The sequence below is a fragment of the Pseudomonas sp. S1_E05 genome (assembly GCF_056337105.1).
This window is the reverse complement of sequence record NZ_JBFRHM010000001.1, coordinates 5,807,001-5,828,910: the sequence shown is the minus strand read 5'-3', so window position 1 is coordinate 5,828,910 and position 21,910 is coordinate 5,807,001. Positions and strand designations below refer to the sequence as shown.

General features: G+C 60.8%; 17 protein-coding genes. 6 read left to right on the top strand and 11 right to left on the bottom strand.

Annotated elements, in window-relative coordinates:
* Positions 1-53 precede the first annotated feature (53 nt).
* Both AB4N33_RS27015 and purL read right to left on the bottom strand, forming a co-directional pair.
* A complete protein-coding gene (locus AB4N33_RS27015) occupies positions 54-365 on the bottom strand; it encodes an NGG1p interacting factor NIF3 (RefSeq protein WP_476458609.1) in 312 nt (103 codons plus the stop codon).
* A gap of 4 nt (positions 366-369) precedes the next feature.
* Positions 370-4,266 (bottom strand): phosphoribosylformylglycinamidine synthase, encoded by a 3,897-nt coding sequence (gene purL / locus AB4N33_RS27010; RefSeq protein WP_476458608.1) that lies wholly within the window; start codon positions 4,264-4,266, stop codon positions 370-372.
* 274 nt (positions 4,267-4,540) lie between these two features.
* On the opposite strand from purL, the gene mltF reads away from it, so the two are divergent.
* Positions 4,541-6,001: a membrane-bound lytic murein transglycosylase MltF gene (gene mltF, locus AB4N33_RS27005; protein WP_460121205.1), complete on the top strand. Its 1,461-nt coding sequence runs from the start codon at positions 4,541-4,543 to the stop codon at positions 5,999-6,001.
* A gap of 161 nt (positions 6,002-6,162) precedes the next feature.
* Here mltF and pdxJ read toward each other — a convergent pair whose 3' ends face one another.
* The 8 genes from pdxJ to lptF form a co-directional block, all read right to left on the bottom strand.
* The gene (gene pdxJ / locus AB4N33_RS27000) at positions 6,163-6,906 is read right to left on the bottom strand and encodes a pyridoxine 5'-phosphate synthase (RefSeq protein ID WP_460121203.1); all 744 of its coding nucleotides are present in this window, start codon (positions 6,904-6,906) and stop codon (positions 6,163-6,165) included.
* Between the two features lie 51 nt (positions 6,907-6,957).
* A complete protein-coding gene (gene recO / locus AB4N33_RS26995; protein ID WP_476458607.1) occupies positions 6,958-7,647 on the bottom strand; it encodes a DNA repair protein RecO in 690 nt (229 codons plus the stop codon).
* A gap of 106 nt (positions 7,648-7,753) precedes the next feature.
* Positions 7,754-8,656, bottom strand: coding sequence for a GTPase Era (gene era, locus AB4N33_RS26990; protein WP_460121199.1), 903 nt, complete (start codon positions 8,654-8,656; stop codon positions 7,754-7,756).
* Positions 8,649-9,338, bottom strand: coding sequence for a ribonuclease III (rnc, locus tag AB4N33_RS26985; RefSeq protein WP_460121197.1), 690 nt, complete (start codon positions 9,336-9,338; stop codon positions 8,649-8,651). The genes era and rnc overlap by 8 nt, the downstream gene beginning before the upstream one ends.
* Positions 9,339-9,516: 178 nt before the next feature.
* The gene (lepB, locus tag AB4N33_RS26980) at positions 9,517-10,371 is read right to left on the bottom strand and encodes a signal peptidase I (protein ID WP_476458606.1); all 855 of its coding nucleotides are present in this window, start codon (positions 10,369-10,371) and stop codon (positions 9,517-9,519) included.
* A gap of 5 nt (positions 10,372-10,376) precedes the next feature.
* Complete coding sequence (gene lepA, locus AB4N33_RS26975; RefSeq protein ID WP_460121193.1) at positions 10,377-12,176, bottom strand: translation elongation factor 4; 1,800 nt, start codon at positions 12,174-12,176, stop codon at positions 10,377-10,379.
* A 170-nt stretch (positions 12,177-12,346) separates the two neighbouring features.
* Positions 12,347-13,408 carry an LPS export ABC transporter permease LptG gene (lptG, locus tag AB4N33_RS26970; protein WP_460121191.1) on the bottom strand — a complete coding sequence of 354 codons (1,062 nt, stop codon included), beginning with the start codon at positions 13,406-13,408 and terminating at the stop codon, positions 12,347-12,349.
* A complete protein-coding gene (gene lptF, locus AB4N33_RS26965; RefSeq protein WP_460121189.1) occupies positions 13,401-14,519 on the bottom strand; it encodes an LPS export ABC transporter permease LptF in 1,119 nt (372 codons plus the stop codon). The genes lptG and lptF overlap by 8 nt, the downstream gene beginning before the upstream one ends.
* Before the next feature lie 358 nt (positions 14,520-14,877).
* Between lptF and AB4N33_RS26960 the strand changes: the two genes are divergently transcribed.
* The 5 genes from AB4N33_RS26960 (at position 14,878) to rlmF (ending at position 21,448) form a co-directional block, all read left to right on the top strand.
* Complete coding sequence (locus AB4N33_RS26960) at positions 14,878-16,368, top strand: leucyl aminopeptidase (RefSeq protein WP_476458605.1); 1,491 nt, start codon at positions 14,878-14,880, stop codon at positions 16,366-16,368.
* Between the two features lie 60 nt (positions 16,369-16,428).
* A complete protein-coding gene (locus tag AB4N33_RS26955; protein WP_460121185.1) occupies positions 16,429-16,857 on the top strand; it encodes a DNA polymerase III subunit chi in 429 nt (142 codons plus the stop codon).
* 8 nt (positions 16,858-16,865) lie between these two features.
* Positions 16,866-17,246: a DNA polymerase III subunit chi gene (locus AB4N33_RS26950; RefSeq protein WP_460121183.1), complete on the top strand. Its 381-nt coding sequence runs from the start codon at positions 16,866-16,868 to the stop codon at positions 17,244-17,246.
* A gap of 158 nt (positions 17,247-17,404) precedes the next feature.
* A complete protein-coding gene (locus AB4N33_RS26945; RefSeq protein WP_476458604.1) occupies positions 17,405-20,251 on the top strand; it encodes a valine--tRNA ligase in 2,847 nt (948 codons plus the stop codon).
* Between the two features lie 174 nt (positions 20,252-20,425).
* Positions 20,426-21,448, top strand: coding sequence for a 23S rRNA (adenine(1618)-N(6))-methyltransferase RlmF (gene rlmF / locus AB4N33_RS26940; RefSeq protein WP_460121179.1), 1,023 nt, complete (start codon positions 20,426-20,428; stop codon positions 21,446-21,448).
* Between the two features lie 107 nt (positions 21,449-21,555).
* Here rlmF and AB4N33_RS26935 read toward each other — a convergent pair whose 3' ends face one another.
* Positions 21,556-21,837, bottom strand: a complete 282-nt coding sequence (locus AB4N33_RS26935) for an HU family DNA-binding protein (protein WP_192305202.1) — start codon at positions 21,835-21,837, stop codon at positions 21,556-21,558.
* Positions 21,838-21,910 lie beyond the last annotated feature (73 nt).

The following is a 21,910-nucleotide window of genomic DNA, read 5'->3' as shown; positions in this document are numbered from 1 at the left end:
AAAAACCCGCTGGCCATACAGGCCCAGCGGGTTTTTATCGCCAGCACAAAAGATCAGAAATCTTCCAGCTGCCAGACTTCATAAGCCGGTGTCTCGTAGGGGTGACTGAGTTTCAACGCCGCCACGGCCGCCTTGATCAACTCATCCGCCACCACCAGCTCAACCTTCCACTCTTGCACCACTTCGACCTGGCCGATCTGCCCAATGTACGGCTGGCTGCCATCCAACGCGCGAAACTGGCCCTGGCCCAGCACTTGCCAGGCACAGTGGTCATAGTCGCCGATGCGCCCGCCGCCCGCTTCGAAGACAGCGGTTTTAACCGTCTCGACGTGACTGTCGGGCACAAAGAAGGCGAGCTTGTACACCGTCTCAGTTCACCCAGACGCGGGCGTTGCGGAACATGCGCATCCACGGCGCGTCTTCGTTCCAGTCGTCGGAACGCCACGAGTTCTGCACGGCGCGGAACACACGCTCCGGGTGCGGCATCATGATGGTGACGCGACCGTCGCGGCTGGTCAGACCGGTGATCCCCCGCGGCGAACCGTTCGGGTTGGCCGGGTAGGTCTCGGTGACCTTGCCGTGGTTGTCGACGAAACGCAGGGCCACACACCCGGACAGATCGGCTTCCAGCAGCGCCTCTTCGCTCTCGAACTCGGCATGGCCTTCGCCGTGGGCGATGGCGATCGGCATGCGCGAACCGGCCATGCCCTGCAGGAAGATCGAGTTCGACTCCTGGACCTGAACCATCGCCACGCGCGCTTCGAACTGCTCGGAACGGTTGCGGACGAAGTGCGGCCAGAACTCGCTGCCTGGAATCAGCTCGTGCAGGTTGGACATCATCTGGCAACCGTTGCACACGCCGAGGGTGAAGCTGTCGTTACGTTCGAAGAAGCCCTGGAAGGCATCGCGGGCGCGGCTGTTGAACAGGGCCGATTTGGCCCAGCCTTCACCGGCACCCAGTACGTCACCGTAGGAGAAGCCACCGCAAGCGACCAGACCCTTGAACTCGTTCAGGTCAACACGGCCTGCGAGGATGTCGCTCATGTGCACGTCGATCGCGTTGAAACCGGCGCGGTCGAATGCGGCGGCCATTTCCACCTGGCCATTGACGCCCTGCTCACGCAGTACGGCGACCTGTGGGCGGATGCCTTTTTTGATGTAGGGCGCGGCAACGTTTTCGTTGACGTCGTAGCTGAGCTTGAAGTTCAGACCCGGATTGTCTTCTTCCAGCAGCACGTCGAATTCCTGCTCGGCGCAGTCGGCGTTGTCGCGCAGGCGCTGGATCTGGTAGCTGGTCTCGGCCCACTGACGTTGCAGCAGACGACGCTGGCCTTCGAAAACGGTATCGCCGTTGAAAGTAATGTTGATCTGGCCGTTGTTGATCGGCTGGCCAACTACCGATACACAGTCGCCCAGGCCCGCCGCGCTGAATTGCGCAAGGATGTCCGGGGTCGCGTCCTGGCGAACCTGGATCACCGCGCCCAGTTCTTCGTTGAACAGGATGGCGGCGATATCCGCAGCGCTGTCCGCCAGGCTGTCGAGATTCAGGCTCAGGCCGCAGTGACCGGCAAAGGCCATTTCCACGACGCTGGTCAGCAAACCACCATCGGAACGGTCGTGATACGCCAGCAGGTGACCATCGGCGTTCAAGCCCTGGATCACCGCGAAGAAAGCTTTCAGGTCTTCGGCGTCGTCAACGTCCGGTGCCTGTTTACCAAGCTTGCCGTGAACCTGGGCCAGGATCGAGGCGCCCATGCGGTTCTGGCCACGTCCCAGGTCGATCAGGATCAGGTCGGTGGTGCCCTTGTCCATGCGCAGTTGCGGCGTCAGGGTTTGACGGATGTCAGCCACAGGCGCGAAACCGGTCACGATCAGCGACATGGGCGAAGTGACGGTCTTGTCTTCGCCGTTGTCATTCCAGCGCGTGGCCATGGACATGGAGTCCTTGCCCACCGGAATGGTGATACCCAGCTCAGGGCACAGCTCCATGCCGACGGCCTTAACGGTGTCGTACAGACGTGCATCTTCACCTGGGTGGCCGGCAGCGGACATCCAGTTCGCCGACAGTTTGATGTCGGAGAGCTTGTTGATGCGCGAGGCAGCGATGTTGGTCAGGGTTTCGCCAATCGCCATGCGACCCGAGGCCGGAGCATCCAGCAGCGCCAGCGGAGTACGCTCGCCCATGGCCATGGCTTCACCGGTGTAGACGTCGAAGCTGGTGGCGGTGACGGCAACGTCGGCCACCGGCACCTGCCATGGACCAACCATCTGGTCACGTGCCACAAGGCCGGTGATGGTGCGGTCGCCAATGGTGATCAGGAAGCTCTTGCTGGCGACGGCCGGGTGATGCAGGACGCGCTCGACACTGTCGGCGATGTCCAGGGTCGACGGATCGAAATCGTCACCCAGTTCATTTTCACGGACCACCGAACGGTGCATGCGCGGGGCCTTGCCCAGCAGCACTTCCAGCGGCATGTCCACCGGGCTGTTGCCGAAGTGGCTGTCAGTGACGGTCAGTTGCGGCTCGGCAGTGGCTTCACCGACCACCGCGAACGGGCAACGCTCGCGTTCGCAGATCGCCTGGAAGCGCTCGAAGTCGGCCGGACCGACCGCCAGGACGTAACGCTCCTGGGATTCGTTGCTCCAGATTTCGTGCGGGGCCATGCCCGGCTCGTCGTTTGGAATGTTGCGCAGTTCGAAACGGCCACCACGGTCGCCATCGTTGACCAGTTCCGGGAAGGCGTTGGACAGGCCGCCCGCACCCACGTCGTGGATGAAGCTGATCGGGTTCTTGTCACCCAACTGCCAGCAACGGTCGATGACTTCCTGGCAGCGACGTTCCATTTCCGGGTTTTCGCGCTGCACCGAAGCGAAGTCCAGGTCCGCCGAGCTGGTGCCGGTGGCCATGGAGGAAGCAGCGCCTCCGCCCAGACCGATCAGCATGGCCGGGCCGCCCAGCACGATCAGCTTGGAGCCAACGACGATCTCGCCTTTCTTGACGTGTTCTTCACGAATGTTGCCCATGCCGCCGGCCAGCATGATCGGCTTGTGGTAACCGCGAACTTCGTCGCCATGGGGCGTGGAGATCGACTGCTCGAAGGTGCGGAAGTAGCCGGTCAATGCCGGACGACCGAATTCGTTGTTGAACGCAGCGCCGCCCAGCGGGCCTTCGATCATGATGTCCAGCGCGGTAACGATGCGCTCCGGCTTGCCGTACGGCACTTCCCACGGCTGTTCGAAGCCCGGGATCTGCAGGTTGGACACGGTGAAGCCGGTCAGTCCGGCCTTTGGCTTGGCGCCACGGCCGGTTGCGCCTTCGTCGCGGATCTCGCCACCGGAACCGGTGGACGCGCCCGGGAATGGGGCAATCGCGGTCGGGTGGTTGTGGGTCTCGACTTTCATCAGGATGTGCACCGGTTCCTGCACCGCGCCGTACTGGCGGGTTTCAGGGTCCGGGAAGAACCGGCCAGCGACGTTACCGACGATCACCGAAGCGTTGTCCTTGTAAGCGGACAGGACGCCTTCGCTGTGCATCTGGTAAGTGTTCTTGATCATGCCGAACAGGCTTTTTTCCTGGCTCTGGCCGTCGATGTCCCAACTGGCGTTGAAGATCTTGTGACGGCAGTGCTCGGAGTTCGCCTGGGCGAACATCATCAGTTCGATGTCATGCGGGTTGCGCTTCAAGCCGACGAAAGCATTGACCAGGTAGTCAATTTCGTCTTCCGCCAGGGCCAGGCCCAGTTCGGTGTTGGCTTTTTCCAGCGCGGCGCGACCGCCGCCCAGCACGTCGATGGCCGTCAGCGGCTTGGGTTCGGCGTGACTGAACAGACCGGCAGCCTGCTCCAGGTTACCGAGGACGATCTGGGTCATGCGGTCGTGCAGCGCATCCGAGATCAACTGGGCGTCGGCGTCGCTGAACTGGCCGGCAACGTAGAACGCGATACCGCGCTCCAGGCGCTGGATCTTGCTCAGGCCGCAGTTGCGGGCGATATCGCTGGCCTTGCTGGACCACGGCGAGATGGTGCCGAAACGCGGCAACACCAGGAACAGACGGCCGGTGGGCTCTTGTACCGGAACGCTGGGGCCGTACTTCAGAAGGCGCGCGAGCACCTGCTGTTCGTCGCCGGTCAGGACGCCGGTAACTTCGGCGAAGTGAGCGAATTCAGCATACAGGCCACTGACAGCCGGAACCTTCTGGCTCAGTTGCTCAAGAAGTTTGCTGTGGCGAAAGGCAGAAAGGGCAGGAGCGCCGCGCAGGATCAACATCTTCGGGACAGCCTCGGGAAGGGGTGTGCTTTGAGGCCGTGCATTCTAGCCTAAACCGCCCGCGACATCACCCGAAACGGTACACACGGTCGTCCCCGGCCGCCAAGCCGTTTTTTTGCACGTGAAACAACGGCTCGCCAAGGGATATTTTTACTGTCACAAATTGTCATCAGAGCCCATTCCTGCGGGCTCCAGAGGGGTTTGCCAGGTTCTAGCAGACAAGGCCCTCGCTGTCGATATATGGCGCTCGTGGTCCTTTGCGTATACTGCGCAGATGTTTTCCCCAACGGCTTTGCGTCCGCGATTCGGCAAATGGCTGATCGCAACCGGACTCTTCCTGATGCTCAGTGGCTGTGTTGATAAACCCAACACCCTCGAGCGCGTAAAGGAGGATGGTGTGCTGCGGGTGGTTACCCGAAACAGCCCCGCTACCTACTTTCAGGATCGCAACGGTGAAACCGGCTTCGAATACGAGCTGGTGAAGCGCTTCGCCGACGATCTGGGGGTCGAACTCAAGATCGAGACCGCCGACAACCTCGACGACCTGTTCAGCCAGGTGGGCAAGCCCAATGGTCCGGTGATCGCGGCGGCCGGCCTGGTCAGCAGCGAGCAGCGCAAGAAGCAAGTGCGCTTTTCCCACTCCTACCTCGAAGTCACCCCGCAGGTCATCTATCGCAACGGTCAGTCGCGACCGACCGAGGCCAAGGATCTGATCGGCAAGAAGATCATGGTGCTCAAGGGCAGCACCCACGCCGGACAACTGGCCGAGTTGAAACAGCAGTTTCCCGGTATCGAATACGAAGAGTCCGACGCGGTTGAAGTGGTCGACCTGCTGCGCATGGTGGATGAAGGCCAGATCGACCTGACACTGGTCGATTCCAACGAAGTGGCGATGAACCAGGTCTACTTCACCAATATCCGCGTTGCGTTCGACCTGGGCGATGCCAGCGAACAGAGTTGGGCAGTGGCAGCCGGCGAGGACAACAGCCTGCTCAACGAGATTAACGCCTACCTCGACAAAGTGAAGAAGAACGGCACCCTGCAACGCCTCAAGGACCGTTACTACGGGCATGTCGATGTACTCGGCTACATGGGCGCCACCACCTTTGCCCAACACTTGCAGCAGCGCCTGCCCAAGTATGAGCAGCACTTCAAGAACTTCGCAAAAAAGGAAAAGGTCGACTGGCGCCTGCTGGCGGCCATTGGCTACCAGGAATCGCTATGGCAGCCGACCGTCACCTCGAAGACCGGCGTGCGCGGCCTGATGATGCTGACCCAGAACACCGCGCAGGCCATGGGCGTGTCCAATCGCCTGGACCCCAAGCAAAGCATCATGGGTGGCGCCAAGTACCTGGCCTACATGAAGGATCAACTGGACGAATCGATCCAGGAGCCGGATCGTACCTGGTTTGCCCTGGCGGCCTACAACGTCGGCAGCGGCCACCTGGATGACGCACGCAAGCTGGCGGCCAAGGAAGGGCTGAACCCCGACAAGTGGCTGGACGTGAAAAAGATACTGCCACGCCTGTCGCAGAAGCAGTGGTACAGCAAGACCCGCTACGGCTACGCCCGCGGCGGCGAGCCTGTGCATTTCGTGGCGAACATCCGCCGCTACTACGACATCCTTACCTGGGTGACCCAGCCGCAGCTTGAAGGCAACCAGGTCGCCGAAGGCAACCTGCATGTGCCAGCGATCGACAAGAGCAAGCCGGCCCAGGAAACGCCGCCGCTCTGATCCACGATACCCACTTTGTTGTAGGAGCGAGCAAGCTCGCGATGGTCGTCAACGATCATGTTGGCGACCTGACACCCCGCGGTGCCAGGACGACCATCGCGAGCATGCTCGCTCCTACAGGATGGGGTTCGTTTTGATCGTTCCCACGATCATGCCGCTGGTCAGGCCTTGGCCGCCGCCAGGATCAGCGCTTTCATCTCGGCGACGGCGGACTTGAAGCCGACGAACAACGCATGCGCCACCAGCGCATGGCCGATGTTCAATTCGTTGATGCCCTTGATCGCCGCGACGGCTTCGACGTTGTGGTAGTGCAAACCGTGACCTGCGTTGACGATCAGCCCCTGGGCCAGGCCAAACGCCACGCCGTCGGCGACGCGCTTGAGCTCTTCAGCCACTTCGGCCGGCGTCTGGGCATCGGCGTAACGGCCGGTGTGCAACTCGATGGCCGGCGCACCGACGCGGCGCGAGGCTTCGATCTGCCGCTCGTCGGCATCGATGAACAGAGATACTTCAGAACCGAGCTTCGACAGGCGCTCCACGGCCGCCTTGATCCGCGCCTCTTGACCCGCTACGTCGAGGCCGCCTTCGGTGGTCAGTTCCTGGCGGGTTTCCGGGACCAGGCAAATGTGCGCCGGACGGATGCGCTCGGCGAACGCCATCATTTCTTCGGTGACGCCCATTTCGAAGTTCATACGGGTTTGCAGCACATCCTTGAGTAGCAACACGTCGCGCTCCTGAATGTGCCGACGGTCTTCACGAAGGTGTACGGTAATGCCGTCAGCGCCCGCCTCTTCCGCGTCCAGTGCCGCCTTGACCGGGTCCGGGTAGCGAGTGCCCCGGGCCTGACGCAGGGTGGCAACGTGGTCGATGTTCACGCCAAGAAGAATGCGGGTGCTGGTGGTCACGGAAATGCTCCAGTAGAAGAGAAAGTTCGGTGCACAGCATACACGCTGAATTTATGGCTTTCGAAACAACTCTCGAGATACGAGCGGCCGACCGCCCAAATGCACAGCCAGGGCCTGACGCATCAAGCGCTTGGCCGCCGATAACGCACCGGGGGCCGACCAGTCGGCTTCGGCCATGGCCAGAAGCTCGGTGCCGTTGAAGAGGCCGGGTTGCAACAGATAGACCTGCTCCAGACCGGCGTCGACTTGCAGGCGGTAGAGCCCCGACGGGTCGATGGGCGCGCCATGGATGTCCGCAGACAGTGCAAAACCGTATCCGAGATCGTCGAGCAGGCGCCATTCGAAGGAGCGCAGCAACGGCTCCAGCGGCCGCCCTTCGGCCAAGGCCAGCAGCGTTGCGGCGTAGTGATCGAACACAGCGGGATGAGGGTCCTCAGCGGGCAGCAGACGAATCAACAGCTCGTTGAGATAGAGGCCACTGAACAGCGCTTCGCCATGCAGCCAGGTGGAGACCCCGGCACTTTCCATGCGCCCGACGTTTTTCAACTCGCCCCGCCCGCGAAACTCCACTTCCAACGGCACGAACGGCCGCGCCAGGGTCCCCGCCTTGCCCCGCGCACTGCGCAACACCGCCCGCAACCGCCCTTGCGGCGTGATGAAATCCACCAACGCACTGTTTTCCCGGTAGGCGCGGGAGTGGAGGACGTAGGCGGATTGGCCTGAAGCTGGGGGTTGCGACATGGAAGCCTGGGTTCTGGCGATAGGAATGCAATCTTACAAACAACAGAAAGCAATGTGGGAGCGAGCAAGCCCGCTCCCACAGAGGTATCGGCGTTCAGGAGCCGGTTTACAGGTCGCCGTAACCCAGTGAACGCAATGCGCGCTCATCGTCGGACCAGCCGCCTTTGACCTTCACCCAGAGGTTGAGCATGATCTTGGAGTCGAACAGCAGCTCCATATCCTTGCGCGCCTCGGTGCCAATGCGTTTGATACGCTCACCCTTGTCGCCAATGATGATCTTCTTCTGGCCATCACGCTCGACGAGGATCAAGGCATGAATGTGCAGGGTCTTGCCCTGCTGCTTGAACTCTTCGATTTCCACGGTGATCTGGTACGGCAGCTCGGCACCCATCTGGCGCATGATCTTCTCGCGCACCAGTTCGGCGGCAAGGAAGCGGCTGCTGCGGTCGGTGATCTGGTCTTCGGGGAAGAAGTGATCGTTCTCCGGCAAGTGCTCGGCAATCACGCGCTCCAGCGCATCGAGGTTGTGCCCGTGCTGCGCCGAAATCGGGATGATCTGCGCGTTGGGCAGTTGTTCCTGCAGCCAGGACAGGTGCGGCATCAGCTCGGCCTTGTCCTCGATGCGGTCAGTCTTGTTCAGCGCCACGATCAGCGGACCGGTCACGTACTGGACGCGCTCGAGCACCATCTGGTCCTCTTCGGTCCATTTGGTGCGATCCACCACGAAGATCACCACGTCGACGTCTTTCAACGCCGCCGAAGCAGTCTTGTTCATATAGCGGTTCAACGCCTTTTCGCCACCCTTGTGCATGCCTGGGGTGTCGACGTAGATCGCCTGCACGTTGCCTTCGGTCTTGATGCCCAGCATGTTGTGGCGAGTGGTCTGGGGCTTGCGCGAAGTGATGGCGAGTTTCTGGCCGAGGATGTGATTGAGCAGCGTGGACTTGCCCACGTTGGGACGGCCGACGATGGCAACATAGCCACAGCGAGTTGCGTTTGAATCAGTCATTGCCATTCTCCACACCCAGGGCAATCAGTGCTGCGGCGGCCGCTACCTGTTCGGCAATACGACGGCTCACACCTTGACCCCGGCTTTTTTCATTCAGTAAGACAACTTCGCATTCGACGAAAAACGTTCGGCAATGCGGTTCACCCTGGATATCCACCACTTCGTAACGCGGCAGCTCACAACCACGCGACTGCAGGAATTCCTGCAGGCGGGTTTTCGGGTCCTTGTTGGTGTCGACCAGCGTCAGCCCCTCGAACTCGCCAGCCAACCAGGCCAGCACGCGTTCACGTGCCACTTCGATGCCAGCGTCCAGGTAGATCGCGCCGATCAATGCTTCCAGGGCATCGGCAAGAATCGACTCGCGACGGAAACCGCCGCTTTTCAACTCGCCGGAGCCCAGGCGCAGGTAGTCACCCAGATCAAAACCACGGGCCAGTACCGCCAGGGTCTCACCTTTGACCAAACGTGCGCGCAATCGCGACAACTGGCCTTCGCGGGCAAGCGGGAAGCGATCGAACAGCGCCTCGCCAGCGACGAAGTTGAGGATGGCATCACCGAGGAATTCCAGGCGCTCATTGTTGCGCCCGGCAAAACTGCGGTGAGTCAGGGCAAGGACCATCAGTTCCTGGTCCTTGAAGGTGTAGCCGAGCTGGCGCTCTAGACGACTTAAGGAGACGCTCACGGTTTACCCACGCTGAGTTCGTGGCTGGATGCCAGCGCGAGGGTGCGGCGCAGGCTTGGGACAATTAACGCTGTGTTCAAAAATTACGTCCTGAATATCATGGTCTGCATGCACCTGGCGCCGCTTGTGGCTACTCCAGAAATGCATTCGGCGCTGTGTTCAACAGCGCCGTGTGTGATTACTTGATCAAGCCAACCCGCGAAAAGTTCGGCAGATGACTGAGTTTGGGTTCCGGCCAGCTCATCCAGACGGCGAAGGCCTTGCCGACGATATTCTTGTCGGGAACCATGCCCAGCAGATCCTTGGGAATGGTTGGATCATCCCAGTAACGACTGTCGTTGGAGTTGTCGCGGTTGTCGCCCATCATGAAGTAGTGCCCGGCAGGCACGGTCCAGGTATGGTCGGGAGCGGCGCGATAACGGCTCATCTCCTTTCGGATCAGGTGCTCGGCGGCTCCGAGTTTTTCCTTGTACAGCTCGGCGCTGCCCAGGGTACCCGGCTCGGCACCGACCAGTTGCTCGGCAATCGACTCACCATTGACGAACAGGCGCTTGTCCGCGGTGTAGCGCACCTGATCGCCCGGCAGGCCAACCACACGCTTGATGTAGTTGACGTTCGGGTCGCTCGGGTAGCGGAACACCATCACATCACCGCGCTGCGGATCACCTACTTCGATGACCTTCTTGTCGATCACCGGCAAGCGAATCCCGTAGGAAAACTTGTTCACCAGGATGAAGTCACCCACGTCCAGAGTCGGTTTCATCGACCCGGAAGGAATCTGGAACGGTTCCACCAGGAACGAGCGCAGCACCAGCACGATGAACAGCACCGGAAAGAACGACTTGCCGTACTCGACCAGCAGCGGCTCCTTGTTCAGTTTCTCGACCACCAGCCCGTCAGGCTGGCTGACGCTGCCCTGATAGGAAGCAATGGCGGCACGCCGGCGCGGCGCCAGGAATACCAGATCGAGCAACGCCAGGAGGCCGCAGACGAAAACAGCGATGACCAGCAACAGCGGGAAATTTAGCGACATAGGACCTAACTATCCAACCTGAGCACGGCGAGGAAGGCTTCTTGTGGAATTTCCACGTTGCCGACCTGTTTCATGCGTTTCTTACCGGCCTTTTGCTTCTCAAGCAGTTTTTTCTTACGGCTGACGTCACCGCCGTAGCATTTGGCCAATACGTTCTTTCTGAGTGCCTTGACGGTTGTACGCGCCACGATCTGACCGCCAATGGCCGCCTGGATCGCCACGTCGAACATCTGCCGCGGAATCAGTTCTTTCATCTTCTCGGTCAACTGGCGCCCTTTGTAGTGCGCGTTGTCCTTGTGCACGATCAGCGCCAGGGCATCGACCTTGTCGCCGTTGATCAACACATCCAGTTTCACCAGATTAGCCGATTGATAACGATCGAAATGGTAATCCAGCGAAGCATAGCCGCGGCTGGTGGATTTCAGACGATCGAAGAAGTCCAGCACCACTTCGTTCATCGGCAGGTCGTAGGTCACCTGCACCTGATTGCCGAGGAACAGCATGTCGTGCTGCACGCCACGCTTCTCGATGCACAGGGTGATGACGTTGCCCAGGTGTTCCTGTGGCACAAGAATATTGGCCCGAACGATCGGTTCGCGCATGTCTTCGAGGGAAGACACGTCCGGCAATTTCGACGGGTTATCGACGTAGATCGTCTCGCCGGTCTTGAGCACCAGTTCGAAGATTACCGTCGGTGCAGTGGTGATCAGGTCCAGGTCGTATTCGCGCTCCAGGCGCTCCTGGATAATCTCCATGTGCAGCATGCCGAGGAAGCCGCAACGGAAACCGAAGCCCAGGGCGTCGGAGCTTTCCGGGGTGTATTGCAGCGACGAATCGTTCAGGGTGAGCTTTTGCAGGGCGTCACGGAAGTCTTCGAAATCGTCGGAGCTGACCGGGAACAGGCCGGCGTAGACCTGCGGCTGAATGCGCTTGAAGCCGGGCAGCACGTCGACATCAGGCGTGCTGCTCAGGGTCAGGGTATCGCCCACTGGCGCACCGTGAATGTCCTTGATACCGGCGATGATGAAGCCCACTTCACCGGCCTTCAGGTCAGTTGTGGCGGTATGTTTGGGGTTGAACACGCCGACGCTGTCCACCAGGTGGACCTTGCCGGTGGACTTGACCAGGATCTTGTCGCCCTTCTTCACCCGGCCATGGCGTACACGCACCAGGGACACAACCCCCAGGTAGTTGTCAAACCAGGAGTCGATGATCAACGCTTGCAGCGGATCTTCGATGTTGCCGGTGGGCGCCGGAATGGTTGCAACCAGGCGTTCAAGCACTTCATCGACACCCAGGCCGGTCTTGGCACTGCAAGTGACCGCGTCGGTGGCATCGATGCCGATGATTTTCTCGATTTCGTCCTTCACGCGATCAGGATCGGCCTGTGGCAAGTCGATCTTGTTCAGCACAGGCATCACTTCCAGGCCCTGCTCGATCGCCGTGTAGCAGTTGGCTACGGACTGCGCTTCCACGCCCTGACCGGCATCCACCACCAGCAGTGCGCCTTCACAGGCCGCCAGGGATCGGCTGACTTCGTAGGTGAAGTCAACGTGGCCGGGGGTATCAATGAAGTTCAGCTGGTAGTTGATACCATCTTTGGCTTTGTAATAAAGGGTAACGCTGTGCGCCTTGATGGTGATCCCGCGCTCGCGTTCAAGGTCCATGGAGTCCAGCACCTGGGCTTCCATTTCACGCTCGGCCAGGCCGCCACACATCTGGATGAAGCGATCGGCCAGCGTCGACTTGCCATGGTCAATGTGGGCGATGATGGAGAAATTGCGGATATGACTCAAATCACTCACGGATCAACACTCAAAAAGGCTGCAGGCATGGCCCGCCGAAAAATAGCCGGGAATTGTACCTGATCCACGGTGCTAGCGTCACGTTCGCAGGTCAGACGGCGCCTACAAAAACGCCCCGGTCTTGCGACAGGGGCGTTTTTGTAGGCGGTGAAGGCAGCAAATCGCCGGGATCAACCCGCGCGGCGTAGCAGCCAGACACCAGCCAGAGCACAGATTCCCGCCGGCACCAGCACCGCAAACAGCGGGGAGAAGCCAAACACCAGGCTTGAAGGACCGAGCAGATCCTGAACAATACGGAAGGTGAACCCCACCAGCACGCCGGTAAACACACGCTGACCGAGTGTCACCGAACGCAGCGGGCCGAAAATGAAGGAGATCGCCATCAACACCAGCGCGGCGGTGACCAGCGGCTGCAACACCTTGACCCAAAATGCCAGCCAATAACGGCCATTGCTAAGGCCCTGATCGGCCAGGTAGTGGATGTAGCCCCACAGACCCGTGATCGACAGCGACTCTGGCGCCATGACCACGGTACTCAGCAATTGCGGGCTCAGGGCCACGTTCCAACGCTCGACCGGGGTGTTCACCACTTCCGTGCTGCGCTCATGGAACAGCGTGGTGGTCACGTCACTGAGCTGCCAGTGATCCTGGTCGAACTCGGCACGTTTGGCGAAGCTTGCCGACAGCATGTGCCGCTCTTTATCGAAGTGATAACGGGTCACGCCGTAGAGAATGCCGTTGGGTTGGACCGAGTTGACATGGATGAACTCGTCGCCCTGGCGGTGCCACATGCCGTGCTTGGCGCTTTGCGCATCGCCGCTGCCCTGTGCCAGCGAACGATTGGCCTGGGCGGTGCTTTCGGTTGCCGGTGCGATGTATTCGCCAATCAGCACACCGACCAGCATCAGGACCAGCATCGGTTTCATGACCGCCCAGACGATTCGACCGATCGACACGCCGGCGGCGCGCATGATGGTCAGTTCGCTGTTGCTGGCCAGGCTGCCGAGACCGATCAGGCAACCGATCAGTGCCGCCATTGGCAGCATGTCGTACAAACGACGCGGTGCGGTCAACAGGACGTAGCTCAGGACATCCAGCAACGTATAGGTATCGCTGACATCGCTCATTTCGTCGATGAAGGCGAAGAGCGTGGCCAGGCCGAGAATAATGCCCAGTACCGCCAGGATCGCCATGAACACGCTGCTACCGATGTAGCGGTCGAGCTTAACCACGGGCCACCTCCAACGCGCTGCGACGGCTGGCCATCTTCAAGCGCAGGGGCTCCCAGTAGAGCAGGCCCAGACCAATGATCAGGAATACACCGTGGACCCACCACAACCCCAGTGCAGGCGGGATTTTACCCTTTTCGAGGGCACCGCGAGCGGCAATCAGGATGGTGAGGTAAGCCATATAAAGAAGAATCGCCGGCAGCAGCTTGAGGAAGCGGCCCTGACGCGGATTCACCCGCGACAGCGGCACCGCCATCAGAGTCACGATGAACACGAGCAATGGCAGGGATAGACGCCATTGCAGCTCGGTGCGCGAACGGATGTCGTCGCTACCGAACAGGGACGCGGTGGTCATGGCATCGCGGTCGGTCACTTCATCGCTGACATCCGGCTTGGGCAGCAATACACCATATTCGTCGTACTTGATCGCCCGATAATCGGCCTGCCCCGGGCTGCCGTCGTAACGGTAGCCATTGTCGAGGATCAGGTAGCGATTGCCGTCAGGACGGATTTCCTGGCGACCTTTCTCGGCCACCAGCACGGAAATCCCACGATCCTTGTTATCGGAACCCAGGTTCTTTTGCGAAATGAAAACACCGGCCAGGTTGACGCGATCGTCGGTCAGTTGCTCGGTGTAAGTCACTCGCGTGCCGTCACGCAGTGCCTGGAAACGGCCTGGCTCAAGGGTATCGAACTCGGTCAGTGCGTCCTGCTTGTTGAGCAGCAACTGGAATTGATTGGCACCCTGGGGCGCCAGGCTCAGGCTCAACCATGCAACGACCAGCGCCACGATGGCGGCCGGGAACAGGGTCATGCGCAGCAGGCGCTGCTGGCTCATGCCAGTGGCCGAAAGCACGGTCATTTCACTTTCGAGGTAAAGACGACCGTAGGACAGCAGGATCCCCAGAAACAGGCCCAGCGGCAGGATCAGTTGCAAGAAGCCCGGCAGTCGAAAGCCCATGATCAGGAACAACGAACTCGGGTCGAGCTGGCCAGAGGCTGCTTGTGCGAGATACTTGATGAAGCGTCCGCTCATGATGATGACCAGCAGCACCGCACTGACGGCACTCAAGGTCAACAGGACTTCGCGGGATAAATAACGGAAGACGATCAAACCAGACACTCCAGGGTTGTCAGGCTAAGGCGGCCAAACAGGCAAACGTATCGACAGCCCGCAAGACAGAGCCGTCGAAAAAAGTTGGCGCATTATCCTGTGATTGGGTGCGCCTGTCACTGCGCAATGCAACCGCAACCGTGGCTGACGCTGCCCCTGCAGGAGCGAGCATGCTCGCGATGGTCGCAAGGACGCCTCTGGATACCGGATGCCCCGCGTTATCGTTGACGTCCATCGCGAGCATGCTCGCTCCTACAGGGGTTGTCACACGTCGGTAGCGAGGTTCAAACTGCGGGCTTTGCCGCCACTTGCCGCTTGCCGCTGGCAACTCGCAGCTCACTCACTCAGGGACCCAGACATGGAACTGGTTGTAAAAAGCGTCAACCCCGAAACGTTGAAAACCGCCACCCTGGTAGTCGCCGTCGGCGAAGGCCGCAAGCTCGGTGCCGCCGCTACTCAACTCGACGCCTTGAGCGGCGGTGCGATCAGCGCCGTGCTCAAGCGCGGTGACCTGGCCGGCAAGGTTGGCCAGAGCCTGTTGCTGCACAGCCTGCCGAACCTCAAGGCCGAGCGCGTTTTGCTGGTCGGGGTGGGCAAGGAGGCGGAGCTGGGTGATCGTCCGTTCCGCAAAATCGTCGCCGGCATTCTCAATACCCTCAAAGGCCTGGGTGGCAGCGATGCCACACTGGCCCTGGACGAAGTCGTGATCAAGGGCCGGGACAGCTATGGCAAGACCCGCCTGCTGGCCGAAACCCTGATGGATGGCGAATACGCTTTCGATCAATTCAAGAGCCAGAAAGCCGAGCCACGCGCCCTGAAGAAGATCACCCTGGTGACCATCAAGGCCGCGCAGGCCGAAGTCGAGCGCGCCGTGGCCCACGCCAGCGCCATCGCCAGCGGCATGGCGTTCACCCGCAACCTGGGTAACCTGCCGCCGAACATCTGCCACCCGACATTCCTTGGCGAGCAGGCCAAGAGCCTCGGCAAGGAATTCAAGAGCCTGAAAGTCGAAGTCTTCGATGAGAAGAAGATCAAGGACCTGGGCATGGGCTCGTTCTACGCCGTCGGCCAGGGCAGCGCCCAGCCACCGCGCCTGATCGTCATGCAGTACAACGGCGGCAAGAAATCCGAGAAGCCGTACGCGCTGGTTGGCAAGGGCATCACGTTCGACACCGGCGGCATCAGCCTGAAGCCGGGTGCCGGCATGGATGAAATGAAGTACGACATGGGCGGTGCCGCCAGCGTCTTCGGCACCCTGCGCGCCGTGCTCGAACTGAAACTGCCGATCAACCTGGTGTGCATCCTGGCCTGCGCCGAGAACATGCCAAGCGGCAACGCCTCACGCCCGGGCGACATCGTCACCACCATGAGCGGCCAAACCGTGGAAATCCTCAACACCGACGCCGAAGGCCGCCTGGTGCTGTGCGACGCCCTGACCTACTCCGAGCGCTTCAAGCCGCAAGCGGTGATCGACATCGCCACCCTGACCGGCGCCTGCGTCGTGGCACTGGGGGCGCACACCTCGGGCCTTCTGGGCAACAACGACGAGTTGATCGAGCAATTGCTGAGCGCCGGCAAGGCGGCCGACGACCGCGCCTGGCAACTGCCGCTGTTCGACGAATACCAGGAGCAACTGGACAGCCCGTTCGCCGACATCGCCAACATCGGTGGCCCGAAAGCCGGCACCATCACCGCCGCCTGCTTCCTGTCGCGCTTCACCAAGAACCTGAACTGGGCGCACCTGGACATCGCGGGCACCGCCTGGACCAGCGGCGGCAAGGACAAGGGCGCCACTGGCCGTCCGGTGCCATTGCTGACCCAATACCTGCTGGACCGCGCCAAGGCCTGAAACCGATGACCCCGGGCGGCGCTACCTGCCGGTAGCGCCGTTCCGGGCTCAGGAACCGCAATGACCAAAGTCGACTTCTATATCCTGCCAAGCGCCGATCCCTCGGCACGCCTGGATTTTGCCTGCAAGCTCACCGAAAAAGCCTGGCGCATGGGACACCGCATCTACCTGCATTGCAGCGATGCTGCCCAGCGCGATGACCTGGATGCGCGCCTGTGGGCCTTCAAGGGCGAAAGCTTCGTGCCCCACGGCCCCGCTGACAGCGAGCCGGACGGTTTGATTGTGTTGGGATTGGGCAGCGACTGCGGGCAACACCAGGATCTGCTGGTCAATCTGGACCTGAAAGTCCCGACCTTTGCTCACCAATTTGCCCGTGTGGCGGAAGTGGTGGTGGAAGATCCGACGATTCGTGCCGCTGCGCGAGAGAGTTTCCGTTTCTACCGCGAACAGGGCTATCCTCTGCAAGATCACCGTTTACAGCGACTCTGAGCATGGCGATGGACACTTCAAAACCGCTGCAAAAATCCGCGCACCTGCTGGATGACCTCGAGTCGATCCGCGAGCTGCTCGGTGATGACAACCTGCAACCCCCGCTGCTGACCGACACGGTCGAGGCCGGTGAACAGGAACAGATTCCCATGTTGTTCGACACGGTCAGCGCCAGCCAGCCGACCGTCGAACCGGCCGCTCCAGCGCCCACCGAGAGCAAGGGCCCCGACGCACTACTTCACCTGGACAGCGAACTGCGCGCCGCCGCGCAATTGATCATGCAGGACGTGATCGACGATTTTGCCCCGCACATCGAGACCGAGATCAAACGCCGCCTCGATGCACGCATGGAGCGGCTGCTCGCCGCAGCTACGAGCTCCAAGCTGTAAGCTGCAAGAAAAAGCTGACCTCGTCCGCTTGTGGCTTGTAGCTTGTAGCTTGTAGCTTGTAGCTTGTAGCTTGTAGCTGCCATTGTGGCTTGTAGCTGCCCCCCTCCGCTATACTCGTCGGCTTTTCCTGAATTGATGCCAATAGGGTCCCGCCGCGCATGGATAAGACCTACCAGCCGCACGCCATTGAAACTTCCTGGTACAACACCTGGGAGTCCGAGAATTACTTCGCCCCGCAAGGCGCGGGCGAGTCCTACACCATCATGATCCCGCCGCCGAACGTCACCGGCAGCCTGCACATGGGTCACGGCTTCAACAACGCGATCATGGACGCCCTGATCCGTTTCCGCCGCATGCAAGGCCGCAACACCTTGTGGCAACCGGGCACCGACCACGCCGGTATCGCCACACAGATGCTGGTAGAGCGCCAACTCGAAGCCCAGGGCCAGAACCGCCACGACCTGGGCCGGGATAAATTCCTCGAAAAAGTCTGGGAGTGGAAGGATCAGTCCGGTGGCAACATCAGCCGCCAGATCCGCCGCCTTGGCTCGTCCGTGGACTGGAGCCGCGAGCGTTTCACCATGGACGACGGCCTGTCGGAAGCGGTCAAGGAAGCGTTCGTGCGCCTGCACGAAGACGGCCTGATCTACCGCGGCAAGCGCCTGGTCAACTGGGACACCAAGCTGCACACGGCTATTTCCGACCTCGAAGTGGAAAACCACGACGAGAAAGGCTTCCTGTGGAACCTCAAGTACCCGCTGGCCGATGGCGCCAAAACCGCTGAAGGCAAGGATTACCTGATCGTCGCGACCACGCGTCCGGAAACCATGCTCGGCGACTCCGCCGTCGCGGTGAACCCGAACGACGATCGCTACAAAGCCCTGATCGGCCAGTTCGTCGAGCTGCCACTGGTTGGCCGTCGCATCCCGATCATTGCCGACGATTACTGCGACCCTGAATTCGGCACCGGCTGCGTGAAAATCACCCCGGCCCACGATTTCAACGACTACGAAGTCGGCAAGCGCCACAACCTGCCGCTGCTGAACATCTTCGACAAGAACGCCCACGTTCTGCCGGCCGCCCAGGCATTCAACCTGGACGGCACCCTGAACGAAACCATTGATGGCAAGATCCCGGCCGAGTACGCCGGCCTTGACCGTTTCGAAGCGCGCAAGCAGATCGTGGCCGCCTTCGATGCGGCTGGCCTGCTGGTCAGCGTCGACGACCACAACCTGAAAGTGCCGAAAGGCGACCGTTCGGGCACCGTGATCGAGCCGTGGCTGACCGACCAGTGGTACGTGTCGACCAAGCCGCTGGCAGAGCCTGCGATTGCCGCCGTGGAAGACGGCCGCATCCAGTTCGTGCCCAAGCAGTACGAAAACATGTACTTCTCGTGGATGCGCGACATCCAGGACTGGTGCATCAGCCGTCAGCTGTGGTGGGGTCATCGGATTCCGGCTTGGTACGACGAGTCGGGCAAGGTCTACGTCGGTCGCGACGAAGCCGAAGTGCGCGCCAAGCACAACCTCGGTGCCGACGTTGCGCTGCAACAGGACAACGACGTACTCGACACCTGGTTCAGTTCCGGGCTGTGGACGTTCTCCACCCTGGGCTGGCCGGAGAAAACCGAGTTCCTGAAGAAATTCCACTCCACCGACGTGCTGGTGACGGGTTTCGACATCATTTTCTTCTGGGTCGCCCGGATGATCATGCTGACCATGCACCTGATCAAGAACGAGGACGGCACGCCGCAGGTTCCGTTCAAGACCGTCTACGTGCACGGCCTGGTGCGTGATGGCCAGGGCCAGAAGATGTCCAAGTCCAAGGGCAACGTCCTTGACCCGCTGGACATCATCGACGGCATCGAACTGGAGACCCTGGTGCAAAAACGCACCTCTGGCCTCATGCAGCCCAAACTGGCGAAGAAGATCGAGAAAGCCACCCGCGACGAGTTCGCCGACGGCATCGCCAGCTACGGCACCGACGCCCTGCGCTTCACCTTCTGCTCGCTGGCGTCCACCGGTCGTGACATCAAGTTCGACATGGGACGCGTGGAAGGCTACCGCAACTTCTGCAACAAGATCTGGAACGCCGCCCGCTACGTGCTGGACAAGGGCGAAGACTGCGGCCAGAACGGCGAAGCCTACGAGTTGTCGCTGGCCGATCGCTGGATCATCTCGCAGTTGCAGCGCACCGAAGCCGAAGTGACCCGCCAGCTTGACCAGTTCCGTTTTGACCTGGCGGCACAAGCGCTGTATGAGTTCATCTGGAACCAGTACTGCGACTGGTACCTGGAACTGTCCAAGCCGGTGCTGTGGGACGAGAACGCACCGGTTGAACGCCAGCGTGGCACCCGTCGCACGCTGGTTCGCGTACTGGAAGTGGCCCTGCGCCTAGCGCATCCGTTCATGCCGTTCATTACCGAGGAAATCTGGCAACGCATCGCGCCGCTGGCCGGTATCGAAGGCAAGACGATCATGCTGCAGCCCTGGCCGGTGGCCAACGAGGAACGCCTCGACCCTGCCGCCGAAGACGACATCGAATGGCTCAAGGGCCTGATGCTCGGTGTGCGCAACATCCGTGGCGAAATGAACATCGGCCCGGGCAAACCGCTGCCGCTGTTCCTGAAAAACGTCGGCGCGCAAGACCAGCGTCGCCTCACCGAGAACGAAGCACTGCTCAAGAAGCTGGCTCGCCTGGAATCGATCACCGTCCTGGCCGCTGGCGAAGAAGCACCGCTGTCCGCCACCGCACTGGTGGGCGAGATGGAAGTGCTGGTGCCGATGGCAGGCTTGATCGACAAGGGCGCGGAACTGGCACGCCTGGACAAGGAAATCCAGCGTTTGCAGGGTGAAGTCCAGCGCGTGGGTGGCAAGCTGTCCAACGCGGGTTTCGTTGACAAGGCCCCCGCCGAAGTCATCGAGAAGGAACGCGCCAAATTGGCCGAAGCCGAACAGGCTCTGGGCAAACTGGCCGAGCAACACGCGCGGATTGCCAGCCTGTAACGGCAAATCGCGATGAAAAAGGGAGGCCGGCAACGGCCTCCCTTTTTTGTACCTACTACACCGCCCCCTGTAGGAGCGACGCCTCGACATGCTCGCTCCTACAGGTTCGGTGTATCGGCCATCAATGTGGGACAATGCCCGCCACTTTCAGCCATACCCGAATTGACCACTGCCATGACCGCCCCTCGTACACCCAAACCTGCGCGCAAGAAGCCTGCCCCGGCGAACCTGGCCAAAACCGTGGAGCCCCGGGAAAAGGCCAGCCTGCATCCGCGCAATCGCCACCAGGGTCGCTACGACTTTCCGGCGCTGATCAAAAGCACCCCGGAACTGGCCAAATTCGTGATCATCAATCCGTATGGCAAGGAAAGCATCGATTTCGCCAGCCCGGACGCCGTGCGGGTGTTCAACCGGGCGCTGCTCAAGGCGTTCTATGGCATTACCCATTGGGACATTCCCGCCGACTACCTGTGCCCGCCGGTCCCTGGGCGCGCCGACTACGTGCACTTTCTCGCCGACCTCCTGGCCAAAGGCAACAACGGCGAGGTCCCCCGTGGCGCTGCGGTGAAGGTGCTGGACGTGGGCACTGGCGCCAACTGCGTGTATCCGTTGATTGGCCACAGTGACTACCGCTGGCAATTTGTCGGCTCGGACATCGATGCCATCGCCATCGCCTCGGCGAAAACCATTGTGGCGGCCAATGGACTGAACAAAGCCATCCAGATTCGCCAACAAGCCGACCGCAAGCACATTCTGCTGGGTCTACTAGAGAATGACGAACGGTTCGATCTGACCATGTGCAATCCCCCGTTCCACGCCTCCCTGGAAGAAGCCACTCGTGGTAGCAGCCGAAAATGGCGGGCGCTGGGCAAGGCTGATCCGAAACGCAAACTGCCAGTACTGAACTTCGGCGGGCAGGCAGCGGAGTTGTGGTGCGAAGGTGGCGAGGCGCGTTTTGTCACGCAGTTGATCAGCGAGAGCGCGCAGGCAGGCCAGCAGGTGTTGTGGTTCAGCACCCTGGTGTCGAAAGCCTCGAACCTGCCGGTGATCCAGACGGCGCTGAAAAAGGCCGGCGCACTGGAGAGCCAGGTGGTGGAGATGTCCCAGGGGCAGAAGCAGAGCCGCTTCGTCGCGTGGACCTTCCAGACCCCGGCGCAGCAGCAGGCCTGGCGGCAGCGGTGGGCGTCCGAGACGTAATCACCGACCCTGTAGGAGCGAGCATGCTCGCTCCTACAGGGTAAAAATCCCAGACACAAAAAAAGCCGTGCCCGGATCGCTCCGGTGCACGGCTTTTTTACTGCTTCTTACTTGTTGATCGCGTCGGTCAGGCCTTTGGCCACAACCAGCTTGATCACTTTCTTGGCAGCGATTTCGATGGCAGCGCCAGTCGAAGGGTTACGGCCGGTACGGGCAGGACGCTCGGTCACTTTCAGTTTGCCGATACCTGGCAGAGTGATTTCGCCGCCGTTTTCCAGCTGATCAGCAACGATTTGGCCCAGTTGGTCCAGAGCGTTACGCGCGGTGGTTTTTGGCGCGTCGATAGCTTCAGCGATGTCGGCGATCAGTTGGTCTTTAGTAAGAGCCATGTAGTGTTCCTTCCCTATCAAATTCATATGGATTGCAGAGTGCAGTGTCAGCCATCGAGCCCGATCTTCTGGA